The organism is Nocardia asteroides, from assembly GCF_900637185.1.
GTDB lineage: Bacteria > Actinomycetota > Actinomycetes > Mycobacteriales > Mycobacteriaceae > Nocardia > Nocardia asteroides.
The window spans coordinates 1184085-1207401 of record NZ_LR134352.1; the positions used below are offsets into that span (position 1 = coordinate 1184085).

The window sequence follows — 23317 nt, forward strand, 5'->3', positions numbered from 1 at the left end:
AAGGGAAACCCACTTCCGTGTACGGAGACGACATCGCATCGGTGCTGATCACCGAAGACGAGATCAAGGCCAAAATCGAGGAGCTGGCCGAGCTCGTCGCCAAGCGGTACCCGCCCGATTCCCCCGAGGGCGACCTCCTGCTGGTCTGCGTGCTCAAGGGCGCGATCTTCTTCATGACCGACTTCGCCAGGGCGTTGCCGATCCCCACCCAGCTCGAGTTCATGGCCGTGTCGTCCTACGGCTCGTCCACCTCGTCCTCCGGTGTCGTGCGGATCATGAAGGACCTGGACAAGGACATCGCCGGCCGCAATGTGCTGATCGTCGAGGACATCATCGACTCCGGTCTGACCCTGTCGTGGCTCAAGCGCAACCTGTCGACCCGCAACCCGGCCTCGCTGGAAGTGGTGACCCTGCTGCGCAAGCCCGACGCGCTGCGCACCCCGGTCGACGTGGCCCACGTGGGCTTCGACATCCCCAACGAATTCGTCGTCGGCTACGGCCTCGACTACGCCGAGCGCTACCGCGACCTGCCGTTCATCGGCACCCTGGACCCGAAGGTCTATTCCTGATCCGACCGCCGGGAACCGACCACCCGTGACAGGGCGACCAGGTCGGACTCGATGATCCGGAACAGTACGTAGGACCCGACGAAACCGATCACCCCGCCCACGCAGATCGTGCGCAGCGGGGCGATCGTCGTCAGCAGGTCCGGTACCGGCAGGAAGGTCGCGCTGGCCACCACCAGCAGCGGGATCGACGCCGCGATCACCAGGTAGCGGCGGCAGCGCACGGCCAGCGTCGCCAGCGAGCGCCGGTCGCCGCGGAAGTTACGGCCGTGCTGCAGGAACACCGGGTACACGCAGCGCACCAGGTACAGGGTGATCAGGAAGAACGGGTAGGTCATCGCGATGGCGGCGCAGATCGCCCCCACCAGCAACAGGTGCAGCGCGGTGCGCAGCGGCACCATCCCGTCGACCACCCAGAGCGTGATCGCGTAGAGCGCGGCCGCCGCCAGCCACAGCGCCGACACCACGACGACGGCCTGATGACCGAACCGCAGGCAGTCCTGCCTGGCCCGGTCGATGGTGCCGGGGTCGCAGCGCAGCCCGGCGCGGATCCGGTGCGGCACGGTGAGCACGCGCCGCCCCTGATACACCAGCACCGCGCCGCCGACGGAGAAGAACATCAGGTTCGCGATATCGGAGACCATGCGCTGGGTCGCCCTGGTGTCGGGGGCCAGCCCGCCGTGGATGAGAGCGGTGTTCAGCTGCCGCTGGTAGTACGCGGCCAGCAGGTTGGGCAGCGCGATCGACAGCGCCAGCAGCGCGAACAGGAACGGGCGCAAGCGGATTCGCCAGCTGTGCGGGGGCGGGTCGGTGAGGTCGCGCGCGTGCGGGTCCAGGCACAGGTCGAATTGGGCGGCCAGGGTGGCGCCGTCGCTCCAGCGGTCGTCGCGGTCGGCGGCCAGGCAGGTGAGCAGCACGCGCTGCAGGGCGGCCGGGCAGTCGGCGGGGACCAGGGCCAGCGCCGCCGGGGTGACCCCGGCCGCGCGCCGTTCCAGCGCGGCGTCCAAGCCCAGCTCGGGGTGCCGGTCGCTGTCGGGGACGGTGGTGTCGTCGAACGGTTTCACGCCGGTCAGCAGCTCCCACAGCAGCACGCCGAGGGAGTAGATGTCGGCGCGGGTGTCGAGGTCGGCGGCGGTGCGGGCCCGGCGCGGATGCCCGGCTTCGAGTTGCTCGGGCGACATGTACGCCAGCGACCCGCCGAAGTAGGAGACCGGGCTGGCGCCGGGCACCGACCGGCTGAAGCTGATGTTGAAGTCGGCCAGTTTCGGCACGCCCTCGGCGGTGAGCAGCACATTGGCCGGTTTCACGTCGCGGTGCAGCACGCCGTTGCCCGCCGCGTGGTGCAGCGCGGCGGCCAGCCTGCTGCCCAGCCAGGCGACCGTCTCCGGCCAGCTCAGCCCGGCGATCTCGGCGCGCACCGCCGAGTCGGTCGGCCGGATCTCGCCCTTCTCCTCCATCGCCGCGTCCACCGCGTCCAGCAGCAGGTTGCTGGAACGCTCGGCCGGTGGCGTCGCGCGGACCCAGCGCAGCAGGCCGAGCAGCGTGCCGCCGGGCAGGAACTGCATGTAGAGCATCCGCAGCCGGGGCGAGCCGTCGGCGGGCCGGTCGAGCACCTGCTGGTCGAAGACCCGCACGATGTAGTCGTGGTCGAGCTGGGCCAGCGTCTGCGGCTCGGTCCCGCTGTCGGCGGAGACCTTCACCGCCACCAGCCGCTGCATCGAGCGCTGCCGAGCCAGGAACACCCGCGCGAACGCGCCCGCCCCCAACTCGGTGAGCAGCTCGAAATCCCCGATCCGGGACCCCACCTCGATCCGGTCCAGCCCCCGCCGATCCTCCGGATGCGCGGCACCGGTGCGATCGAGCGCGGGCCGGGTCACCTCACCGAGTCGTGTCGAGCTCACGCCGGGGGTACGGCCCCACTCCCCGAGCGGTTCATCACGATCAGCTGACGACGCGGCGCAGCGCGGCGAGATCGGCTTCGAGCGCGCGGAACAGCAGGTAGGAGCCGATGAACGCGATGATGCCGCCCACGCAGAGCACCCGGACCGCCACGATCACCTGGGGGATGTCGGTGGGCGGCAGGAACGTCACCCCGGCCACCGCGAGCAGCGGGACCGACGCGGCGATCGCCAGGTACCAGGTGCTGCGCCTGCTGAGCGCGCTCAGCCACTCGCTGTCCTCGGCGCTGATCTCACCGTGCCGCAGGAAGATCGGATAGATGCAGCGGACCAGATAAAAGGTGACGAGGAAGAACGGGTAGGCCACCGCGATCGCGCCACAGACCAGCAACGAGGCGAAGAAATGGACGACGGCTGGGCCGGGCACATTCCCGGTCGCGAGCTCGAGTGCGATCGGGAAGGTGAAGCCGGCCAATGCCCACAGCGAGAACGCCACGACGACCGCCCGGTCGCCGAATCTGAGCGTGTCCTGTCGAGCGCGTCTCAGCACGGATGGGTCATATCGGCGGCCTTTGCGCAATCCTCGTGGCACGCCGAGGATGAATCTGGCCAGGTAGATCAGTAGTGCCGTGCCCGCAGGGAAGAAGATCAGGTTCACCCCTGCCGTGATCACGATGAACGTGTTCTGTGCCGACTCACTGAGCCTGCTCACGACCAGGGTCTGGTTGTGCAGGATGTTGTACCAGGACGCGAGGGCATTCGGGACACCGACGGAGAGCACCATCGCCAGCAGCGGGAACCGGCGCAACTGCATCCGCCAGCTCTTCGGCGGTGGGTCGACCAGGTCGCGCGCACGCTCGTCCAGGCACAGATCGAACTGCTTGGCCAGCACCGCGCCGTCCGGCCAGCGCCGGGCGCGGTCGGGTTCCAGGCAGGTCAGCAGCACGCGGCGCAGGGCGGCCGGGCAGTTCTCGGGGACGCGGTCCAGGGCGGCCGCGTCGACGCCGCCGCTGCGGCGTTCCAGCATCGCCTCGAGGGTGGTCTCGTCGCCGGAGCCTGCCGCTTCGGCGGTGCTGTCGTCGAAGGGCTTGGCGCCGGTGAGCAGTTCCCAGAGGACGACGCCGAGGGAGTAGATGTCGGAGCGGGTGTCGAGGTCGGCGGCGCTGCGGCCGAGGCCGGGGTGACAGGCCTCGAGCTGCTCGGGCGACATGTACGACAGCGAGCCGCCGAAGTAGGCGACCGGGCTGGTCCCGGCGACCGTGCGGCTGAAGCTGATATTGAAGTCGGCGAGCTTGGGCACGCCCTCGGCGGTGAGCAGGACGTTGGCCGGTTTCACGTCGCGGTGCAGCACGCCGTGCGCGGCGGCGTAGTCGAGCGCCTCGGCGAGTCGCCTGCCCAGCCAGGCGACGGTCTCCGGCCAGCTCAGCTCGGCCAGTTCGGCGCGGACGCTGGAATCGGTGGGCCGGATCTCGCCCTTCTCCTCCATGGCGGCGTCGACGGCGTCGAGCAGCAGCTTGCCGCTGCGCTCGGCGGGCGGGGTGGCGCGGACCCAGCGCAGCAGGCCGAGCAGGGTGCCGCCGGGCAGGAACTGCATGTACAGCAGGCGCAGCCGGCGCGCGGTGGACGGGCCGCCCGCCTCGGTGTCGAGCAGCTGCTGGTCGAAGACCCGGACGATGTAGTCGTGGTCGAGCTGGGCCAGTGTCTGCGGTTCGGTGCCGCGGTCGGCCGAGACCTTCACCGCGACCAGTCGCTGCATGGAGGTCTGGCGGGCCAGGAAGACCCGCGCGAAGGCGCCCGAGCCGAGGCCGGTGAGCAGTTCGAAGTCGCCGATACGCTGGCCGATCTCGATCCGGTCCAGCGGCGCGAACGCACCCGGCACCGTGTCGGCGGCGGTCGCCGACGCGGTCGCTGTCGCGGTGAGATCGAGCTCGGGCGTGGTCACCTGGGTAGTACGAATCGACTCGGGCGGTTGGTTCACCGTGGGGTCGGGATCGTCGGCGCGGTGGGTGCTCTGTTCCAGCTCGTCGGTGTTGAGCAGCCCGCGCAGACTCGATGCCTGGTCCGGGTATTCGCGCAGGTAGGAGCGGGGATCGAGGCGTTCGCCGCTGTGTCTGCGGATCACGAATTCCTCGAACACCAGGCCGGCGGGCAGGGTCGAGCAGTCGAGTTCGGGGAACTCGGCGCAGTAGTCGGCCAGGCGCAGGCGGGCGACGGTCTCGCTCGCGTGGTGCAGCCAGCGGTGGCGCAGATCGACGCGGATCAGCTCGTGCAGGGCCTGCCTGCGCAGGGTCAGCGCGTCGGGCAGGAACTCGGTGATATCGGGCGGCTGACCGGTCGAACCCCACGCCGCGGCGAACGCCTCGACCATGTCGCCGCGCACGTTCGTGGACCCGCCGGTGCTCCCGTCGGGCCGTTCACCGCCTCCGGTGCTATCACTCATTCCAACCGACCTAAGGTTCGGAGCGGATCGGTGCGAAATTCCTTCCGCCACACCCGACGCCATCGTCCCCCGAGCCGTACTCGAAATGATAACTTGCGCCTTTAGAGCAGATCACCCGAATTTCGACGACCATGCGACGGGGGCGAATCCGCACATGCACGATGACCTCACAGCGGTAGCATGGGAGTCCGTCGACGACGACGGCGTGACGGACGCTGAGGTGGCGATGGACTCTTCCCACCCACCCGCCGACGAGTACCCCATCGGCGGCCCGGCGGCGGCGCTGGCCGCCCGGGTTCGCGCGGGCACGATCGTGCCACTCGATGTGGTGACCGAGGCACTCACCCGCATCTCCTCGGAAAATCGCAAGATCAACGCGTTCACCGTGGTGCGCGCCGACGCCGCCCGCGCCGAGGCGGTCGAGCTGGCCGCGCGCGACGATCTGGACGCCCTGCCGCTGGCGGGCGTGCCGGTGGCGGTGAAGCAGAACATCGCGGTGACCGGCGTGCCGACCAGGGCCGGGTCGGCGGCCAGCGCGACCGATCCCGAACCGGCGGATCATCCCGTGGTGGCGCGGCTGCGCGCGGCGGGCGCGATCGTGGTCGGGGTGACGGCCATGCCCGAACTGGGGCTGTGGGCCACCACCGACGAGGACGGGACCGTCACCCGCAATCCGCGCGATGTCGGCCGGACGGCGGGCGGGTCCTCGGGTGGCGCGGCGGCGGCGGTGGCGGCGGGCCTGGTGCCGATCGCGCACGGCAACGACGGGCTCGGTTCGATCCGGGTGCCCGCGGCGGCGTGCGGCGTCTTCGGGATCAAGCCGGGCAGGCAGGTGGTGCCGTCCGAGATCGGCGCCGATTCGTGGGCGGGCATGGCGGAGAACGGTGTCCTGGCCACGACGGTGTCGGACGCGGCGCTGGCGCTGTCGGTGCTCGCGGGCCGGTCGGACCTGGCCGAGCTACGCGCGCCACACCGACTACGCATCGGACTTGCCGTGGCTCCGCCGTCGCGACTCGTCCGGATGGATCGACACTGGACGGCGGCGGCGCGCACGGCGGGTGCGCGCGCGGCGGCGGCCGGGCACCTGGTGGAACCGGTCGAACTGCCCTACGGCGACACCGCGCTGACCATGCTGCTGCGCTGGCCCACCGCGGGCTTGTCCGACGCGGCCCGGCTCCCGCACCCGGACCTGCTGCAAGCCCGCACCAAACGGCATCTGGCCGTGGGCAGGCTGATCCGGCGGCTGCGGCTGGTCCGGCCGGGTCAGGTCGACCGGATCGAGGCGGGCCTGGCCGACTTCTTCGAGAACTTCGACGTGGTGATCACCCCGACGCTCGCGGCGCCGCCACCCAAGGCCAAGCGGTGGAGCGGACGCGGCTGGCTGGCGAACGTGCTCGCCTCGGCGCGCTACGCGCCCTTCACCGGCCTCTGGAATCTGGTCGGCTGGCCCGCCGCGTCGGTGCCGATGGGCACCCATCCCGAGGCGCATACCCCGCTCGCGGCGCAGCTGGCCGGTCCGCCGGGGAGCGAGGCCACCTTGCTCGGCCTCGCCGCCCAGCTGGAGTTGTCGAACTAGACCGCGATCGCGGCGGGCGCCGGTGTCTGCGGCTCGGAGAAACCACCGTCGACGGCGCGACCGGCGAACTCCAGGATGGTCGGCCTGGTGTCGTCGGCGCGCCAGGCCACGGCCAGCTCGCACGGGCTCAGGCCGGCCACCGGACGCGCGGTCAGGCCGGGCCAGCGGTACATCGGGACGTTGTTCTCGGCGAGCAGGCACACACCCAGGCCCAGGCTGACGGCCTCGAGCTTGTCCTCGGGAGTGGCGGCCTCGGCGCCGATCTTGGCGGCCCGCCCGCCCCTGGCGTCGTTGCCGAGCCAGAAGTCACGCACCGCGCCCGCCTCGGTGGGCAGGGCGACGAAAGACTCGTCGAGCAGGTCGGCGAACTCGATCGTCTCCTGCTCGGCGAGCGGGTGGGTCTCGGGCAGCAGCACCCAGCGCGGCTCGGTGCGCAGCACCTGCCAGCGGTAGCGGTTGGGATCGGGCAGCGGCAGCCACACCAGGGCCAGGTCGGCCTGGCGGCCCGCCAGACCGCTGGACGGGTCGTTCCAGGAGGCGGCGTGCAGGGCCAGGCGGTGGCCGCTGGCGCTCTCCAGGTCGTTGAGCAGGCCGCGCCCGAGCGCGGACTGGATGCCGACGCGCAGGACCTCGCCGGCTTCCTGCAGGGAGACGTTGGTGACCTCCCACAGTTCCAGGATCTTGCGGGCGCCTTCGAGCAGTTCCTTACCGGCGACGGTGAGGGCGACACTGCGCTGGTTGCGGTCGAACAGGACCACGTCGAGCTGGCGTTCGAGCTGGCGGATCTGGCGTGACAACGTCGGCTGAGCGATGTGCAACCGCTGAGCGGCGTTGGTGAAATGCAGTTCCTCAGCGACGGCGACGAAATACCGCAGATCGCGCAAATGCGGGTCCATAGCACCTTGCTATCAGAATCGGTCGGGAAATTCCAGCCAAAACGGGCAAGGAACCTCGCGGAGGTGGATCAAAACAGTCACCAGGTTGGTAACGCACAGCATATGACCTGACATGGTGCGCTGCATCATTGAGCCGTCATTTATCCGCGGCTGACGGATGCTGAGCGGTGGCTCCGCGATAGCTGGGCGGTTGACCAGCGGAAATGCGTCCCGACTCACAGATCGGGTCGGCGCTGTGGCACGCACCGCGGCGGTCCGGTCGGGCGGCGAAACATACCGCTGACCACTGTTCGCGCGCCGGATGCTGCGAATGAGTGAGTTTGCTCACAAAGAGGTTTCGGGTGTGCCGGAACCGGCCGCGACGAACCCCGTCGCGGCCGGGCGACGGCCTACTTCTGCTTGAGCCGCAGCACCGCGGGCAGGTCGATCCGGCGCATGCCGCGCGCGCCGGCCGCCCGCATCGCCGCCACCGCGACGACGAGCTTGTTCATGTCGTACGGGTACCAGAACAATTCCTTGCTCATGGTCGGCAGCTTCGGCTTGGTCATCGCCTGCGCCCGGCAGTACTTGCGCACACCCGACGCGCCGCCCCAGCGCGCGCCGACACCGGACTGACCCCAGCCGCCCATCGGCATCGCCGGGTTGAACAGGTTGGCGAACACGTCGTTGATGTTCACCGCGCCCGCGTTCAGCTGGCGGGCCACCCGCTCGCCGCGCGACTTGTCGCCGGTCCACACCGAGGCCGACAGGCCGTAGATCGAATCGTTGGCCAGCCGGATCGCCTCGGCCTCGTCGGCCACCTTCATCACCGGCAGGGTCGGCCCGAAGGTCTCCTCGGCGACGCACGACATCGAGTGGTTTACGTCGACCAGCACGGTCGGCTCGAAGAAGGTGCCCACGCCGGTGCGCTTGCCGCCGGTGGTCGCCCGCGCGCCCGCGGCGATCGCCTCGTCGACGTGGCGCTGCACGATCCGCACCTGGTTCTCGTTGGCCAGCGCGCCCACGTCGTGCTTGGACTCACGCCCGTCGGCGCCCTGGCGCAGCGCGGCGACCGCGGCCGTGAGCTTCTCGACGAACTCGTCGTAGACCGGCGCCTCGACGTAGACCCGCTCCACCGAGATGCACACCTGCCCGGCGTTGAACATGCCGCCGAAGGCGATGCCGTGCGCGGCGCGGTCGATATCGGCGTCGGCCAGCACGATCGCCGGATCCTTGCCACCCAGCTCCAGGCTGTAGGGCACCATCCGCTCGGCGCAGGCGGCGGCGATCTTGCGGCCGGTCGCGGTGGAACCGGTGAACTGGATGTAGTCGGCGTGCTCGACCACCGCGGCACCGGTCGCGCCCGCGCCGGTGACCACCTTGAACACCGGCGGCGCGCCGATCTCGGCCCAGCCGCGCGCCAGCTCCACGGCCGACAGCGGCGTCACCTCCGACGGCTTGAGGATCACCGCGGCGCCGGCGGCCAGCGCGGGGAACACATCGATCGCGGGCATGGCGAGCGGGAAGTTCCACGGCGTGATCACGCCGACCACCGGATACGGCCGGTAGGCCACCGTCAGCGACTTCACCCGGGCCAGCGGGCTGTGCGGGGCGGGGTGCTCGTCGGCGAGGAACTTGCCGGCGCGCCGGGCGTAGTAGCCGAGCAGGTCGACGGCGAAGGCCGGGTCGATGAGCGCGTCCACGCGCGGCTTGGCGGTCTCCGACTGCAGCACCGCGGCGAGGTGCTCGGTGTTGTCGATGAGCCAGTCCTGCATCTTCAGCAGCCACTTCTTGCGGCCCTCGGGGCCGATCGCCTCCCATTCGGGCTGGTAGAGGCGCAATTCGCGGACAGCGGCCGCCACGTCGTCGGGCGCGGTGATCGGCACGGTGCCGGTCTGTTCGCCGGTCGCCGGATTGCGCACCGCGATCACCTCGGCGCCTGCCGCCGCGGTCTGGTCGAGTTCGGTCACTGTCGTGCTCCCCACTGCGTTGTGTGATTCAGTTCACCAACTATCAGCCTGGCACAATCGAGGCGCGGATTCTTGGCCGTATACGTCAACGAAATCGGATTTTCTGGTGCCTGGAGAACAAATCGCCGAACAGGTGCGCGGCTGGTTCGCCGAGTACGTCTACGAACTGCTGCGCACGCAGACGATGGACCGCGTCCTCGCGCGCCTCGACGCGGCCGTGCTGGCCGATTCCCCCGAACTCGCCGATCCCGACCTGCGTCGCGACCTGGCCGCCAGCACCCGCGCGCACGCCAGGGTGGTGCTCACCGGCCTGGCCACCGACACCGACGACCTCGCCCTGCCGGAGGAAGCGCACGTCCTGGCCAGGACCATCGCCCGGCGCGGACTGGACGTACGGGTGCTGCTGCGCGCCTACCGGGCCGGCCTGGCCGAGGCGCAGGCCGTGATGACCGAGACCATCACCGCGGGTCAGGTGCCGCCGGAGCTGGAACGCGCGGTCATGCTGCGGATGTTCGAACGGTCGACCAGCTGGATGGGCCAGTCGATCGAGGCGCTCACCGGAACGTTCATGGCCGAGCGCGAGCACGTCCTGCGCGACGCGCTCAACACCCGCACCGAACTGGTCCGCGCGCTGCTGGCGGGCACGGTGGTCGACGTCGACGAGGCGTCGATCGGCCTCGGCTACCGGCTCGCGCAGCGGCACCTGGCCTTCCTGCTGTGGACCGGCGGTGACGGTGGTGGTGAGGAACCCGGCGGCCTGCTCGACCGCGCGGCCACCCGGATCGCGGGCACGCTCGGCGCGAGCGGGCTGCTCACGGTCGCCGCCAGCGCCAGCGGGCTGTGGGCCTGGGCGACGGTCGACGACGACGATGCCGAGCTCGCCGCGCGGATCGCGCGGTGCGAGGTCGCGGCGCCGGTGCGGGTGGCGTTCGGGCTGCCGGGCGCGCAGGTCGACGGATTCGTCGCCAGTCACCGGGAGGCGGTGGCGGCCCGGCGGGTCGCCGAGCACGGCGAGCGGGCGGTCACGAGTTACCGCGAGGTGGAGATCGCCTATCTGGCCGGGATCGACACGGCCGCGATGCGCGGGCTGATCGCGCGCGAACTGCGCGGGCTCACCGGCACCGACCCGGTCGCGACCCGGCTGCGCGAGACCCTGCACGCCTACCTGCGCGCACAGCGCAGCCCCGAGGAGGCCGCGCGCGAACTGGGGGTGCACAAGAACACGGTGCGATACCGGATCACCCGGGTGGAGGAGCTACTCGGACATCCGGTCGCCGCGCGTGCGCTGGCGCTGGAGGTCGCGCTGGATTGTGTCGCCGCCTACGGGGTCTCCTGAACGGCGGTCTCCCTGGCCGCGATGCGGCGCAGCGGCGGTTCGGTGGGCGGGGGGACCCGGCGATCGGGCAGCTCGGCGAGCAGTGTCGTGGTGGCCGCGGCGATCGCGGCGACGGCCTTGTCGACGGCGGGTTTGGTGGTGCTGCTCAGCCCGGAGATGCCGCCGACTTTGCGCACGTATTGCAAGGCGGCAGCGTAGATCTCCTGCTCGGTGGCGGCAGGCTCCAGACCACGCAAGACGGTGATATTTCTACACATGTCAGAACAATAAACCTGTGGGGCAGGTCACGGCAGGCCAAGAAAGGAGATTCGCTCCTGAGCCCGTGCTGGCAGCCACGGCACTAGACTCGGCCGCATGCCTGCCAGGGGAGTACCAGCGCTGACCACCTTTCCCTATCCGGAACTGGACGGTCGCGAGGAAGACCACTGGTCCGGCGCCGGTGTGAGCGACGATGAACTTCGCGCACTGGCGCTCGGTGCCTTCTATTCCACCCGGTGGGACGCGTTCCACGACGCGATGCTGCTCGGTCCCGAGCGCGAGCATCCGCTCGGCGACCGCCGCGAACTCGCCATCGACACCCTCACCGGCGCGTGGGGCATCACCGACGGCACCGAGGCGCGCGCGTCGATGGAACAGTTGCTCGAGGGCATGCACGCCCCCCTCTACGCGCTGGTGCATCCACTGGTGATGGCCTCGATCAACGCCAGCGAGCGCGACCGCTTCGGTGAGCGCGCCGACCGGCACCGCGCCTTCCTGCGCCAGGTCGGTTCGTTCCGCGGCATGGAGAACCCCGAGGCGCTGGTCCGCGACTACGACATCTGGGCCCAGGCCATCAAGATCGGCTTCACCGATCACCTGGCCCGCCCGCTACCCAACGACATCCACGCCTGGGACCTCGCCCGGGTCGTCGCGGTGGCGCGGATGGCCTTCACCGCCGGATACATCGACGCCGACGTGGCGTGGGAGTACGCGATGCGCGCCCTCGGGCCCGCCCAGCGGCGCTACCGCAACTGGCGTCAGTTCGGTGACGCCTACCTGGCCGGCTGGACCTACTGGCAGGCCACCGAGGATCTGGCCGAACTCAAGAACGGCGGCGTGGACCGCCGGATGGAACTGCTGCGGCTGTGGACCCGCCCGACCAGCCCGTGGCGGCGGATCGAGCTGAACGAGCCGGAGCAGAAGACCCAGGCCGAGGCGCCCGAACCGAACTGAGGTCCGGTCCGGGCCCCCGGGTCACAGACTGCGCAGGATCCCGCGGCCGTAGCGCTGGAACTGGGTGTCGTCGACCATGCCGAGCGAGTGCCGCTCCACCAGCAGCTCCCATTCGGCGTAGAGCTGCGACACGCCCGGATCGGCCGGCCCGGCCGCGCCGTCGGCGGCCTGCCTGCGCACGGCGAAGTTGACCGCGCAGGTCACCCGCTCGGTGTCGGCCCGGTCGACGCCGGCGAAGTGCAGTGTGCGATTGCCGTCGCTGACGTCCATGCCGGAGCCACCGTGCCTGGTGTCGATCTCGCCGGGCGCGGTGCGGGCGCCGTCGACGGTGCGGGCGCCGAGGATCGCGGCGACGGCCAGTTCGTGCGCGTAGCGCTCGCTGCCGCCGATGGCGATGAACAGCAGCCGGGTGGTCGTCGCGGCGAGCAATCCCGTGCCGGTGCCCGCGGGCGGCGCGGCGACGGCGATCGCCGTCTCCAGCACGTATTCGTCGGGGGTGACGTAGCGGTGCAGCGCGTTGATCGCCGAGCGGGCTTCCTTGCGCGGCGCCATCCGGCGCACCGCGCGCTCGACATCGGCCCTGACCGGCCCCGACTTGCCCCATTCGGGCGCGGGCGGGGTGAGATCGGGCGCGGCGACGTCGATGCGCTGGGTCGCCATGATCTGGTCGTTGATCCGGTCGACGATGCCGAGCGCGGCCGGCACGTCGTGCTCGGCGATGAGGACCGGCAGCGGGGTGCGGTCGGCCGGCACGCCGGTGAGCACCGGGGTGGGGTGGCGCAGGTAGATCTCGATCACCACCGCGTCGTCGGCGCGGCGGTTCAGGCGCACCTTGAGCAGGTCGGCGATGGGAACATCGAGTACCCGCTCGCCATCGGTACCCGGCCGCAGGACGGTGAGACGCCCACTGCCGTGGCGCAGAATCGCTGTGGGTGTTCGTAGCTCGACGATGTCCATACCCCCTGCGCTGTAGTTGTGTCGTCGCCCACGATAAGGCGGGCATGACATGATTGTGGCCACTTGCAACAACGCGTTCGGAGCTTTCGGGAACCGTTCCCCAGCTCTGAACGTTGACCAGTGCAACTGCACCAGCAGCCGAACTGCGCGATGTATCGAACTAGACCGTACGCGGTAACGTGGCATGTCCGCATCCGAAACCCGCCGATCTCGACGCTTCGCTAGGCACACCCGGAGAAATAACCGGAAAGGACTGGGCCGTCCGGCCGACGCTCTATGAACCGCAAGACAGTGTTTCGCACTTTGGCGATCATCTCGGGCATCATGCTCATGATCTGGCTGTTCAGCTTTCTCAGCGATGACACGCGCGGCTGGGAGAGTGTCGACACCTCCGTGGCGCTCAGCCAGCTGAACGACAAAGCCAACGTCAAGAATGTCCAGATCGACGACAAGGAGCAGCAGCTCCGGATCGAGCTGAACAACGGCAACGAGGCAACGAGCAACAACACCAAGATCGTCGCCAAGTACCCGGGCGGTGGTGAGACCTCGGCCCAGATCTTCGACGCGGTGCAGCAGTCCGGCGCCAAGTACGACACGGTGGTCAAGCAGGAGAGCTGGCTCTCCCAGCTGCTGCTGTTCATCGTGCCGATGGTGCTGCTGGTCGGCCTGTTCATCTTCGTGATGTCGCGGATGCAGGGCGGTGGTCGCGGCGGCATGATGGGCTTCGGCAAGTCGAAGGCCAAGCAGCTGTCCAAGGACATGCCCAAGACCACCTTCGCCGATGTGGCGGGCGCCGACGAGGCCGTCGAAGAGCTGTACGAGATCAAGGACTTCCTGCAGAACCCGGCCCGCTACCAGGCGCTGGGCGCGAAGATCCCGAAGGGCGTGCTGCTCTACGGTCCCCCCGGCACCGGTAAGACCCTGCTCGCGCGCGCTGTCGCCGGCGAGGCGGGCGTCCCGTTCTTCACCATCTCCGGCTCGGACTTCGTCGAGATGTTCGTCGGTGTCGGTGCCTCCCGCGTGCGCGACCTGTTCGAGCAGGCCAAGCAGAACAGCCCCTGCATCATCTTCGTCGACGAGATCGACGCGGTCGGCCGTCAGCGTGGCGCCGGCCTCGGCGGCGGTCACGACGAGCGTGAGCAGACCCTCAACCAGCTGCTCGTCGAGATGGACGGCTTCGGCGACCGCACCGGCATCATCCTGATCGCGGCGACCAACCGCCCCGACATCCTGGACCCCGCGCTGCTGCGTCCCGGCCGTTTCGACCGGCAGATCCCGGTCGGCAACCCCGACCTGGCCGGTCGCCGCGCGATCCTGCGGGTGCACTCGCAGGGCAAGCCGATCTCGCCCGACGCCGACCTCGAGGGCCTGGCCAAGCGCACCGTCGGCATGTCCGGCGCCGACCTGGCCAACGTCATCAACGAGGCCGCGCTGCTCACCGCGCGTGAGCACGGCTCGGTCATCACCGGCGAGTCGCTGGAGGAGTCGGTCGACCGCGTCATCGGTGGTCCGCGCCGCAAGAGCCGGATCATCAGCGAGCACGAGAAGAAGATCACCGCCTACCACGAGGGCGGCCACACCCTGGCGGCCTGGGCGATGCCCGACATCGAGCCGGTCTACAAGGTCACCATCCTGGCCCGCGGCCGCACCGGCGGCCACGCCATGACGGTGCCCGAGGACGACAAGGGCCTGATGACCCGCTCGGAGATGATCGCCCGGCTGGTCTTCGCGATGGGTGGCCGCGCGGCCGAGGAACTGGTGTTCCACGAGCCCACCACCGGCGCGTCGTCCGATATCGACCAGGCCACCAAGATCGCCCGCGGCATGGTCACCGAGTACGGCATGAGCGCGCGCCTCGGCGCCGTTCGCTACGGCCAGGAGCAGGGCGACCCGTTCCTGGGCCGTTCGATGGGCCAGGGTTCGGACTACTCGCACGAGGTGGCCCGCGAGATCGACGAGGAGGTGCGCAACCTGATCGAGGCCGCGCACACCGAGGCCTGGTCGATCCTCAGCGAGTACCGCGAGCAGCTCGACGCGCTGGCGTCGGCGCTGCTCGAGCGTGAGACCCTGCACCGCAAGGACCTCGAAGAGGTGCTGGCCGGGGTCGAGAAGCGGCCCAGGATCACCGCGTTCAACGACTTCGGTGAGCGGCTGCCCTCGGACAAGCCGCCGGTGAAGACCCCGGGTGAGCTGGCCGCCGAGCGCGGCGAGCCGTGGCCGCCGGTGCAGCCCGCCCCGCCCGCTCCGGTTCCGGCCGGTGCGCCGCTCGAGCCCGCCAACGGCTACCCGGCGCAGCCGCCGCAGTACGGTCAGCCCGCGCCGCCCGCCACGGGCTACCCGCTGCCCACCGCGCCGACCCAGGCGTTCCCGCGGCCGACCTCGGGCACGCACGGTTCGCGTCCCGACTACGGCGCTCCGGCGGGCTGGTCGGCACCGGGCTGGCCGCCGCGGGAAGACCAGCAACAGCAGCAGCCGCCACAGCAACAGCAGCCGCCGCAGGGTCACGGCAACGGCTGGGCGCCGCCGGAGCAGCAGCGGCAGCGCGACGGCGGTTTCCAGCCGTGGGGTGAGCAGCCGGGCACCCCGCCCCAGCAGCCGGAGTCAGGATCTGACGACCGCCGCTGACCGGTGGCCAACTACGCTCGACCGTCGGATGCCGGACGATCAGCGGCGTCGACATGTGGAGGTGCGCAGAAGTGACGGCCAACAAGAAGGTCGCCGAGCCGGCGGGGAACGGCTCGATCGCCGACGGTGAGCTCGGTGCGACGAGCCCGCAGGACCTGACGGCGCTGGCGACCGGCCGTCGATTCGACCAGGATCGGGCCGAGGCCGCGGTCCGGGAACTGCTGATCGCGGTCGGCGAGGACCCGGACCGGCCCGGCCTGCTCGACACCCCCGCCCGGGTGGCGCGCGCCTACCGGGAGATGTTCGCCGGGCTCTACACCGAGCCCGATGAGGTGCTCGCGACGACCTTCGACGAGGGCCACCAGGAACTCGTGCTGGTCCGCGACATCCCGATGTTCTCCACCTGTGAGCATCACCTGGTGTCCTTCCACGGTGTCGCGCACGTGGGCTACATCCCGGGCACGCACGGCCGGGTCACCGGTCTGTCCAAGCTGGCCCGCGTGGTCGACCTGTACGCCAAGCGCCCGCAGGTGCAGGAGCGGCTGACCAGCCAGATCGCCGACGCCGTGATGCGCAGGCTGGACCCGCGCGGCGCGATCGTGGTGATCGAGGCCGAGCACCTGTGCATGGCCATGCGCGGTATCCGCAAGCCCGGCGCGAGCACCACCACCTCGGCGGTGCGCGGCCTGTTGCAGACCAACGCCGCCTCGCGAGCCGAGGCGCTGGACCTGATCCTGCGCAAATGAGCGAGCCCCTCGTGACCGCGCGGGGCGGCCGCTCGTGTGTGGTCATGGGCGTGGTCAACGTGACCGCCGATTCGTTCTCCGACGGCGGTCGCTACCTCGATCCCGGCCTCGCGGTCGCGCACGGGGTGGCGCTGTACGAGGCGGGCGCCGACATCGTCGACGTGGGCGGTGAGTCGACCAGGCCCGGCGCCGACCGGGTGGACCCGGCCACCGAGGCCGCGCGGGTCGCGCCGGTGATCCGGGGGTTGGTCGCCGCCGGCGTGCCGACCAGTGTCGACACCATGCGCGCCGAGGTCGCCGAGGCCGCGCTGGCGGCCGGTGTGTCGGTGGTCAACGACGTCTCCGGCGGGCGCGCCGACCCGAACATGGTGAAGGTGGTCGCCGAATCCGGCGTGCCGTGGATTCTCATGCACTGGCGGGCGGGTGCCGACTACCGCCACACCGGCCCCGCCGACCACTACGACGACGTGGTCGCCGAGGTGCGCGCCGAACTCGCCGCGCAGGTCGAACTGGCCGTCGCCGCCGGTGTCGCGCCGGACCGGCTGATCCTGGACCCCGGCCTCGGCTTCGCCAAGAACGCCGAACACAACTGGGAACTGCTCGCCGCGCTGCCGGAATTCGTGGCCGACGGCCTGCCGATCCTCATCGGCGCCTCCCGTAAACGTTTCCTCGGCGCGCTGCTGGCCGACGACTCCGGCCCGCGTCCGCCGGACGGCAGGGAAACCGCCACCGCCACGGTGTCCGCGCTGGCCGCGACACACGGCGCGTGGGGTGTGCGCGTGCACGATGTGCGCGCTTCGCTGGACGCGATCGCCGTCGTCGACGCGTGGCGCCGCGCCACTGCCGCCCGAGGAGTCACCCGATGAGCTCACCGCTGCTGCCTCCGCCCGCCGACCGGCCCGCGACCTCGCGGATCGAGCTGCGCGGCCTGAAGGTCTTCGGCAGGCACGGCGTGTTCGACTTCGAGCGCCGCGACGGGCAGGAGTTCGTCGTCGACCTCACGGTCTGGGTCGACTTCGCCGCGGCGGCGGCCTCCGACGACCTGGCCGACACCGTCGACTACGGCGCGCTCGCCGACCGTGCGGTGCGCATCGTCGCCGGTCCGCCGCGCGATCTCATCGAGACCGTGGTGTCCGAGATCGCCGACGACGTCATGACCGACCCGCGCATCGACGCGGTGGAGGTCGTGGTCCACAAGCCGTCGGCGCCGATCCCGCACACCTTCGCCGACGTGCGCGTGGTGGCCACGCGCTACCGCACGGTCGAGCCGGGGCCGCGGCGATGACTCGCGCCGTCCTGTCGATCGGCTCGAATCTGGGCGACCGGCTCGCCCGGCTGCGCGGTGTCGTCGACGCGCTCGGACCGCGGGTGGTCGCGGTCTCGCCGGTCTACACGACCGCGCCGTGGGGCGGTGTCGAGCAGGACGACTTCCTCAACGCCGTTGTCGTGGCCGAGGATCCGGCCTTCGACGACTACGCCTGGCTGCGCTTCGGTCAGGACCTCGAACAGGCGTCCGGCCGGGTGCGTGAGGTCAGGTGGGGTGCGCGCACCCTCGACGTCGACATCGTCTCCTGTACCGACGCCACCGGCGCGACCATTCGCCGCGACACCGATCCCGCACTGCTGCTGCCGCATCCGCAGGCGCACAACCGGGCGTTCGTGCTGGTGCCGTGGCTGGATGTGGAACCGGGCGCGCGGCTCTGGGTCGACGGCGCCGAGACGCCGATCGCCGAGCTGCTCGCCGGTCTCGACCCCGCCGAGCGGGCCGGGGTGGTGCGGACCGAGCTGGTCCTGGGCGACGAGAGCGCGGGCCGGTGCTGAAGCCGACGCGGGTGCTCGACCTCGCGCTGAACGTGGTGGTCGCCGCGGCGATCGCCTGGGTCGCCACCCGGTTCGCGTACTCGACCTTCCCGTCCATCTCGGTGGCCGCCGGCGCCTCCCTGCTGCCGGTCGCCGCGATCGAGGTGGCGCTGGGGTTCGTGATCAAGGCCAAGATCGCCGACGAGAAGATCGGGGACGGGCCCGAGGAACTGCATCCGATCAATGTCGCGCGCGCGGTCGCGCTGGCGAAGGCCTCACTGCAGGTCGGCTCGATCGCGGCGGGCGTGTGGCTGGGCTTCTTACTGTGGGTCTTCCCACAGCGCGGCACCGTCACCGCGGCCGCCGCGGATTCCCCGGGCGCGGTGGTCGGCATGTGCGCCGGTTCCGCCCTGGTTGCTGCGGCTTTGTGGCTGGAGTATTGCTGCCGGGCCCCGGAGGAACCACCGGACGAACCGGCTACCACCTAGCAATTCGCGAATGGAATCACCGGGTGGTTCGGTGGGACGACCAGCAGTTTCCGGCTACCCTGGCCCACATGGTTTCACCCTCCCGTAGCACTCCGCCCCGTCGACGACGGGACGACGCGGGAAAGCTCTTCATCGGCGTCCTCATCCTGCTCGGCCTGACCGCGAGTGTTTTCCTGATCTTCAGCGAGAACGTGCAATACGTTCGGGTCGGCCTGGTAGCGGCCCTGTGGGCGGCGGTCATCGGCGCGCTCGCGGCCACCAGATACCGCAAGGACGCCGCGGTCGACAAGGCCAAGGTGCGCGATTTGCAGACGGTGTACGAGTTGCAGCTCGAGCGGGAGATCAACGCGCGCCGCGAATACGAGATGGGGGTGGAGGCCCGGGTGCGCGCCGAAGTCGGCGCCGACGCCTCCGAGATCGCGGCCCTGCGCGCCGAGCTGGCGCAGCTCCGGCAGAACCTGCAGGTCCTGTTCGACGGCGCGCTACCCGAGGAACAGCCCGCCCTGCAGGCCGACGCGGTCCGCATCGACGCCCTGCCCGCGGGCGATTTCGACGCTTTCGACGACGCGGATCACGATTATTCCGATAGCCAGGTGGATGCCAACGCGGCCTGGTTCGGCCCGTGGCAGCAACCGCCCAGCGCGCTGAAACCCGTGTTCATGCAGCCGGTTTCGGCCAACTTCGCCGACCCCTACGACGATCCGGTCACCGCGGAGACCTCCGCGATCCAGCTCGACGACTACGCCGAGACCCAGCAGTTCGACCCGCACCCGACCCCGGCTCCGCACCCCGCCGCGGCGACGCAGCAGGCTCCGGCCGCGCAGACGGCCCAGGCCGCACCGACCCCGTCGAACGGCAAGACCCCGCCCCCGCGCCTGTCGGCCCCGCACACCAAGAAGCTCGACGACACCGGCGCCCCACTCGGCCCGGCCGTCAACCCCACCGCGACCCCGGCCGACACGACAGCGCCCGCACCGGCACGCGGCACCCAGGCCGCCACACCGACCTCCGCAGGCGCCGCGCCGTCGACATCGGCTGCCGCGAACCCGGCACCGACGACCGCGACCTCGGCCGCAAATTCGACGTCAAGCACCGCGACCTCGCCCGCGGACACAGCGACCTCGCCTTCGGGCACCGCGACACCGGGCACCGCACCTTCGGCGTCGGATGCGCCCACCTCGGCATCGGATGCCGCGACCCAGGAATCGGCCGCCGCAACCTCGGCGCAGGGCGCGGCAACCCAAGCAACGCCCGCCGAGACCCCCACATCGCCCACCGCCGAGCCCACCGGTACCGCCGACACGGCCCCCGAGCCGACCGGCACCACCCCCAAACCCGAGCCCACGAAGCCCACCGGCCCCACGGTCGGCACCAGCTCCCGTCGCCGCCGCCGCGCCGAAGAAGAGGGCGCCCCGCGCCTGTCGGTCGCCGACATCATGGCCAACCTCCAGTCGGAATCCAGCTCCCGCTCGTAGCCGATCACCGCTTGCGCGCTGGAAATCCGCACGTCGCGCGCATGACGCCGAGCGGCGCCCCCGCCCGGAGACAAAGATCACGGGCCGGGGGCGTGGCGTGGCGTGAACGCCTCCCGATATTCTCGACGCGTACGTCTGGTACCCGCTCTGCGGGACTGGAACGCAATCGAGAGGACAACGTTGACCTCGAGAAGTGTCAATTCCGATGGCGCGAACGTGGGTGTCGACCCTGCGCCCGCACGACTGACGGTGGGAATCGTCTCGGCGGGACGGGTGGGTTCGGCTCTCGGAGTCGCGCTCGAGCGAGCCGGTCATGTGGTGTTCGGTGTCGCCGCGATCTCCGATGCCTCGGTGCACCGGGCGCGTACCCGGCTGCCCGAATCCCGGGTCATGCCGGTCGAGGAGATCGCCGCGCGCAGTGAACTGCTGCTGCTCGCCGTCCCCGACGCCGAGCTGGCCGGGCTGGTCCGCGGCCTGGCGGCTGCCGGGGTCGTGCGGCCGGGCACCATCGTGGCGCACACCTCCGGCGCGAACGGCGTCGCCGTGCTGGCCCCGCTCACCGAGCAGGGCGCGCTGGGCCTGGCCATCCACCCGGCGATGACCTTCACCGGCCACGACGAGGACATCGACCGGCTGGCGAACGCCTGTTTCGGGATCACCGCCGCCGACGAGGTCGGCTACGCGATCGGTCAGGCGCTGGTGATCGAGATGGGTGGCGAACCGGTCCGGGTACCGGAGGAGCAGCGCACGCTGTACCACGCGGCCCTCGCGCACGGCGCCAATCACCTGATCACCGTCATCGTCGACGCCGTCGCGGCGCTGCGGACCGCCATGGCGGGCCCCGGCCTGCTCGGTCAGCCGGTGGTCGACGAGCAGCCCAACGGCCTGCCCGAGCGGCTGCTCGCCCCGCTGGTCTCGGCCGCCCTCGACAACGCGCTGCGCCGGGGCAAGTCCGCGCTCACCGGCCCGGTGGCGCGCGGCGACGTCGACGCGGTGGCGGCGCACCTCGCCGCCCTCGAGTCGGTGGACGAGCGCCTGGCCGCCGCCTATCGCGCCATGTCGCTGCGCACCGCCGAACTCGCCCAGACCAATCCGGCCCTGCTGGAGCTGCTCGCCAAGGAAGGCCACTGATGGAAACCAGGGAAGTGCACCACCACCAGGGCGGGGCCCGGGCCACCGGCGCGTTCAAGCCGGGCGCGCTGACCGTGCACCACAACCCCGAGGTGCTCGAGACGGTGACCAAGGCGCTGCGCGGCGCCGGGCGCACGATCGGTTTCGTGCCGACCATGGGCGCGCTGCACGAAGGCCATCTGCAGCTGGTCCGGCAGGCCAAGCTGACCAACCAGGTCGTGGTGGTCTCGATCTTCGTCAACCCGCTGCAGTTCGGCCCGAACGAGGACCTCGACGCGTACCCGCGCACCCTCGACGCCGACCTGGAACTGCTCCGGCAGGAGGGCGTCGACCTGGTCTTCGCGCCGACCGCCTCCGACATGTACCCCGATGGCCCGCGCACCACGGTGCTGCCGGGGCCGCTCGGCGCCGAGCTCGAGGGCGGCAGCAGGCCGACGCATTTCGCCGGCATGCTGACCGTGGTCGCGAAGCTGCTCAATATCGCGCACGCCTCCGAGGCGTACTTCGGCGAGAAGGACTACCAGCAGCTCACGCTGATCCGGCAGATGGTCCGCGACCTGAACATGGACGCGAAGATCGTGGCCTACCCGACCGTGCGCGAGCCCGACGGCCTGGCGCTGTCCTCGCGCAACCGCTACCTCGACGCCGCGCAGCGGGAATCGGCGCTGGCCCTGTCGGCCGCGCTGGCCGCGGGTCGGCACGCCGCCGGGCTCGGTCCCGACGCGGTCGTGCGGGCCGCGCGCGCGGTGCTCGACTCGGTCGACGGCGTCGACGTCGACTACCTCGAACTGCGCGACAGCAACCTGGGCCCCGCGCCCACCGCGGGCAACGCCCGGCTGCTGGTCGCCGCCAAGGTCGGCGACACCCGCCTGATCGACAATGCCCCGATTGTGCTCGGCGCCCAGCTCGACGGGCACCCCGACGCGAACTCCCTGCCTGCTTCGCAGGCGCTCTGAGAAAGGCCGACGACGATGTTGCGCACCATGATGAAGTCGAAGATCCACCGCGCCACGGTGACCCACGCCGACCTGCACTACGTCGGTTCGGTGACCGTCGACCAGGACCTGCTCGACGCGGCCGATCTGCTCGAGGGCGAGCAGGTCTGCATCGTCGACATCGACAACGGCGCCCGCCTGGAGACCTACGTGATCGCGGGCGAGCGCGGTTCCGGCGTGATCGGGATCAACGGCGCGGCCGCCCACCTGGTCCACCCCGGTGACCTGGTCATCCTCATCGCCTACGGCCAGATGGACGAGCAGGAACTGCGCGACTACGACCCGAAGGTGGTCTTCGTCGACGACCGCAACCGCCCGGTCGAGCTCGGTTCGGACCCGGCGCACGCGCCCGAGGGTTCCGGGCTGACCTCCCCGCGTTCGCTGTCGTTCGTCTGAGCGGGGCGGGGGGACAGCGATGCTGCTGACCATCGACGTCCGCAACACCGGGATCGAGCTCGGCCTGTTCTCGGGCAGCGGCGAGCACGCGAACCTGGTGCGGCACTGGCGTATCCACACCAACCCGCTGCTCACCGCCGACGAGTTCGCCATGCAGGTGCGCGGCCTGGTCGGCGCCGAGCTCGACCAGGTGGTCGGCGTCTCGGCGCTGTCGACGGTGCCGCCGGTGCTGCGCGAGCTGCGCACGATGCTGGCGCGCTACTGGGCGCACGTGCCGCATGTGCTGGTCGAGCCGGGTGTGCGGACCGGGATCCCGCTGCTGGTCGACAATCCGAAGGAGGTCGGCGCCGACCGCATCGTCAACTGCCTGGCCGCGTACCGCCGCTTCGGCGGGCCCGCGATCGTGGTGGACTTCGGCACGGCCATCTGCGTCGACCTGGTCTCGGCCAAGGGCGAGTTCCTCGGCGGCGTGATCGCGCCCGGCGTGGAGATCTCCACCGAGGCGCTGGTGGAGCGCAGCGCGCTGCGCCGGGTTGAGCTCACCCGGCCGCGTTCGGTGCTGGGCAAGAACAGCATGGAGTGCATGCAGTCGGGCGCGGTGTTCGGCTTCGCCGGCCTGGTCGACGGCCTGATCGACCGCATCCGCGACGAATTCGACGCCTTCGCGGGCACCGATGTCACCGTGGTCGCCACCGGTGCGGGCGCGCCGCTGATCGTGCCGGAGTCGGAGACCATCGACAAGCACGAGCCGCATCTCACGCTCACCGGCCTGCGCCACGTGTACGAGCGCAACAAGAAGTGACTGTGGCCCACGTCATTTTCCCGGGCACG

At 70.8% G+C, this 23317-nt stretch carries 21 protein-coding genes; 15 read left to right on the plus strand and 6 right to left on the minus strand.

The features are described from left to right. The first annotated feature begins 17 nt into the window (after nt 1-17). Nucleotides 18-569: a hypoxanthine phosphoribosyltransferase gene (gene hpt / locus EL493_RS05620; protein ID WP_019044626.1), complete on the plus strand. Its 552-nt coding sequence runs from the start codon at nt 18-20 to the stop codon at nt 567-569. On the opposite strand, the gene EL493_RS05625 is transcribed toward hpt, so the two are convergent. Further along, entirely contained in the window at nt 560-2467 is a 1908-nt protein-coding gene (locus tag EL493_RS05625; protein ID WP_074965646.1) for a serine/threonine-protein kinase, read from the minus strand. The genes hpt and EL493_RS05625 overlap by 10 nt on opposite strands. Before the next feature lie 40 nt (nt 2468-2507). Continuing rightward, the gene (locus tag EL493_RS05630) at nt 2508-4904 is read right to left on the minus strand and encodes a serine/threonine-protein kinase (RefSeq protein WP_019044628.1); all 2397 of its coding nucleotides are present in this window, start codon (nt 4902-4904) and stop codon (nt 2508-2510) included. 226 nt (nt 4905-5130) lie between these two features. On the opposite strand from EL493_RS05630, the gene EL493_RS05635 reads away from it, so the two are divergent. Continuing rightward, nucleotides 5131-6480, plus strand: coding sequence for an amidase (locus EL493_RS05635; protein ID WP_126405582.1), 1350 nt, complete (start codon nt 5131-5133; stop codon nt 6478-6480). Here the strand turns inward: EL493_RS05635 and EL493_RS05640 are convergent. After that, nucleotides 6477-7376: a LysR family transcriptional regulator gene (locus EL493_RS05640; protein ID WP_019044630.1), complete on the minus strand. Its 900-nt coding sequence runs from the start codon at nt 7374-7376 to the stop codon at nt 6477-6479. The genes EL493_RS05635 and EL493_RS05640 overlap by 4 nt on opposite strands. 389 nt (nt 7377-7765) lie before the next feature. Further along, on the minus strand, nt 7766-9325 hold the full coding sequence (locus tag EL493_RS05645) for an aldehyde dehydrogenase family protein (RefSeq protein ID WP_019044631.1): 1560 nt from the start codon (nt 9323-9325) through the stop codon (nt 7766-7768). A gap of 106 nt (nt 9326-9431) precedes the next feature. Here EL493_RS05645 and EL493_RS05650 point away from each other — a divergent pair, with 106 nt between their 5' ends. Next, complete coding sequence (locus tag EL493_RS05650; RefSeq protein WP_232017274.1) at nt 9432-10661, plus strand: PucR family transcriptional regulator; 1230 nt, start codon at nt 9432-9434, stop codon at nt 10659-10661. Here the strand turns inward: EL493_RS05650 and EL493_RS05655 are convergent. After that, the gene (locus tag EL493_RS05655; RefSeq protein ID WP_030204155.1) at nt 10646-10918 is read right to left on the minus strand and encodes a DUF2277 domain-containing protein; all 273 of its coding nucleotides are present in this window, start codon (nt 10916-10918) and stop codon (nt 10646-10648) included. The genes EL493_RS05650 and EL493_RS05655 overlap by 16 nt on opposite strands. Nucleotides 10919-11015: 97 nt before the next feature. Between EL493_RS05655 and EL493_RS05660 the strand changes: the two genes are divergently transcribed. Further along, nucleotides 11016-11873 carry a DUF1266 domain-containing protein gene (locus EL493_RS05660; protein WP_022566459.1) on the plus strand — a complete coding sequence of 286 codons (858 nt, stop codon included), beginning with the start codon at nt 11016-11018 and terminating at the stop codon, nt 11871-11873. Nucleotides 11874-11894: 21 nt separating this feature from the next. On the opposite strand, the gene EL493_RS05665 is transcribed toward EL493_RS05660, so the two are convergent. Then, on the minus strand, nt 11895-12830 hold the full coding sequence (locus EL493_RS05665) for a hypothetical protein (RefSeq protein WP_019044635.1): 936 nt from the start codon (nt 12828-12830) through the stop codon (nt 11895-11897). A 276-nt stretch (nt 12831-13106) separates the two neighbouring features. Between EL493_RS05665 and ftsH the strand changes: the two genes are divergently transcribed. The 11 genes from ftsH (at nt 13107) to EL493_RS05715 (ending at nt 23288) form a co-directional block, all read left to right on the plus strand. Next, the gene (ftsH, locus tag EL493_RS05670) at nt 13107-15455 is read left to right on the plus strand and encodes an ATP-dependent zinc metalloprotease FtsH (protein WP_022566458.1); all 2349 of its coding nucleotides are present in this window, start codon (nt 13107-13109) and stop codon (nt 15453-15455) included. 71 nt (nt 15456-15526) lie between these two features. Then, nucleotides 15527-16201, plus strand: a complete 675-nt coding sequence (gene folE / locus EL493_RS05675; protein ID WP_019044637.1) for a GTP cyclohydrolase I FolE — start codon at nt 15527-15529, stop codon at nt 16199-16201. Next, nucleotides 16198-17067 carry a dihydropteroate synthase gene (gene folP, locus EL493_RS05680; RefSeq protein ID WP_019044638.1) on the plus strand — a complete coding sequence of 290 codons (870 nt, stop codon included), beginning with the start codon at nt 16198-16200 and terminating at the stop codon, nt 17065-17067. The genes folE and folP overlap by 4 nt, the downstream gene beginning before the upstream one ends. After that, nucleotides 17064-17486, plus strand: coding sequence for a dihydroneopterin aldolase (folB, locus tag EL493_RS05685; protein WP_019044639.1), 423 nt, complete (start codon nt 17064-17066; stop codon nt 17484-17486). Before folP ends, folB begins: the two co-directional genes overlap by 4 nt. After that, nucleotides 17483-18022, plus strand: coding sequence for a 2-amino-4-hydroxy-6-hydroxymethyldihydropteridine diphosphokinase (gene folK / locus EL493_RS05690; protein WP_019044640.1), 540 nt, complete (start codon nt 17483-17485; stop codon nt 18020-18022). The genes folB and folK overlap by 4 nt, the downstream gene beginning before the upstream one ends. Beyond that, nucleotides 18016-18489, plus strand: a complete 474-nt coding sequence (locus tag EL493_RS05695; RefSeq protein WP_019044641.1) for a DUF3180 domain-containing protein — start codon at nt 18016-18018, stop codon at nt 18487-18489. Before folK ends, EL493_RS05695 begins: the two co-directional genes overlap by 7 nt. A 68-nt stretch (nt 18490-18557) precedes the next feature. Next, nucleotides 18558-19964: a DUF6779 domain-containing protein gene (locus EL493_RS32095; protein ID WP_019044642.1), complete on the plus strand. Its 1407-nt coding sequence runs from the start codon at nt 18558-18560 to the stop codon at nt 19962-19964. Nucleotides 19965-20180: 216 nt separating this feature from the next. Beyond that, complete coding sequence (locus EL493_RS05700) at nt 20181-21095, plus strand: Rossmann-like and DUF2520 domain-containing protein (protein ID WP_030204164.1); 915 nt, start codon at nt 20181-20183, stop codon at nt 21093-21095. Beyond that, complete coding sequence (gene panC / locus EL493_RS05705; protein ID WP_019044644.1) at nt 21095-22051, plus strand: pantoate--beta-alanine ligase; 957 nt, start codon at nt 21095-21097, stop codon at nt 22049-22051. Before EL493_RS05700 ends, panC begins: the two co-directional genes overlap by 1 nt. A 15-nt stretch (nt 22052-22066) precedes the next feature. After that, nucleotides 22067-22486, plus strand: coding sequence for an aspartate 1-decarboxylase (gene panD, locus EL493_RS05710; protein ID WP_019044645.1), 420 nt, complete (start codon nt 22067-22069; stop codon nt 22484-22486). Nucleotides 22487-22505: 19 nt separating this feature from the next. Continuing rightward, nucleotides 22506-23288 (plus strand): type III pantothenate kinase, encoded by a 783-nt coding sequence (locus tag EL493_RS05715; RefSeq protein ID WP_019044646.1) that lies wholly within the window; start codon nt 22506-22508, stop codon nt 23286-23288. Nucleotides 23289-23317 lie beyond the last annotated feature (29 nt).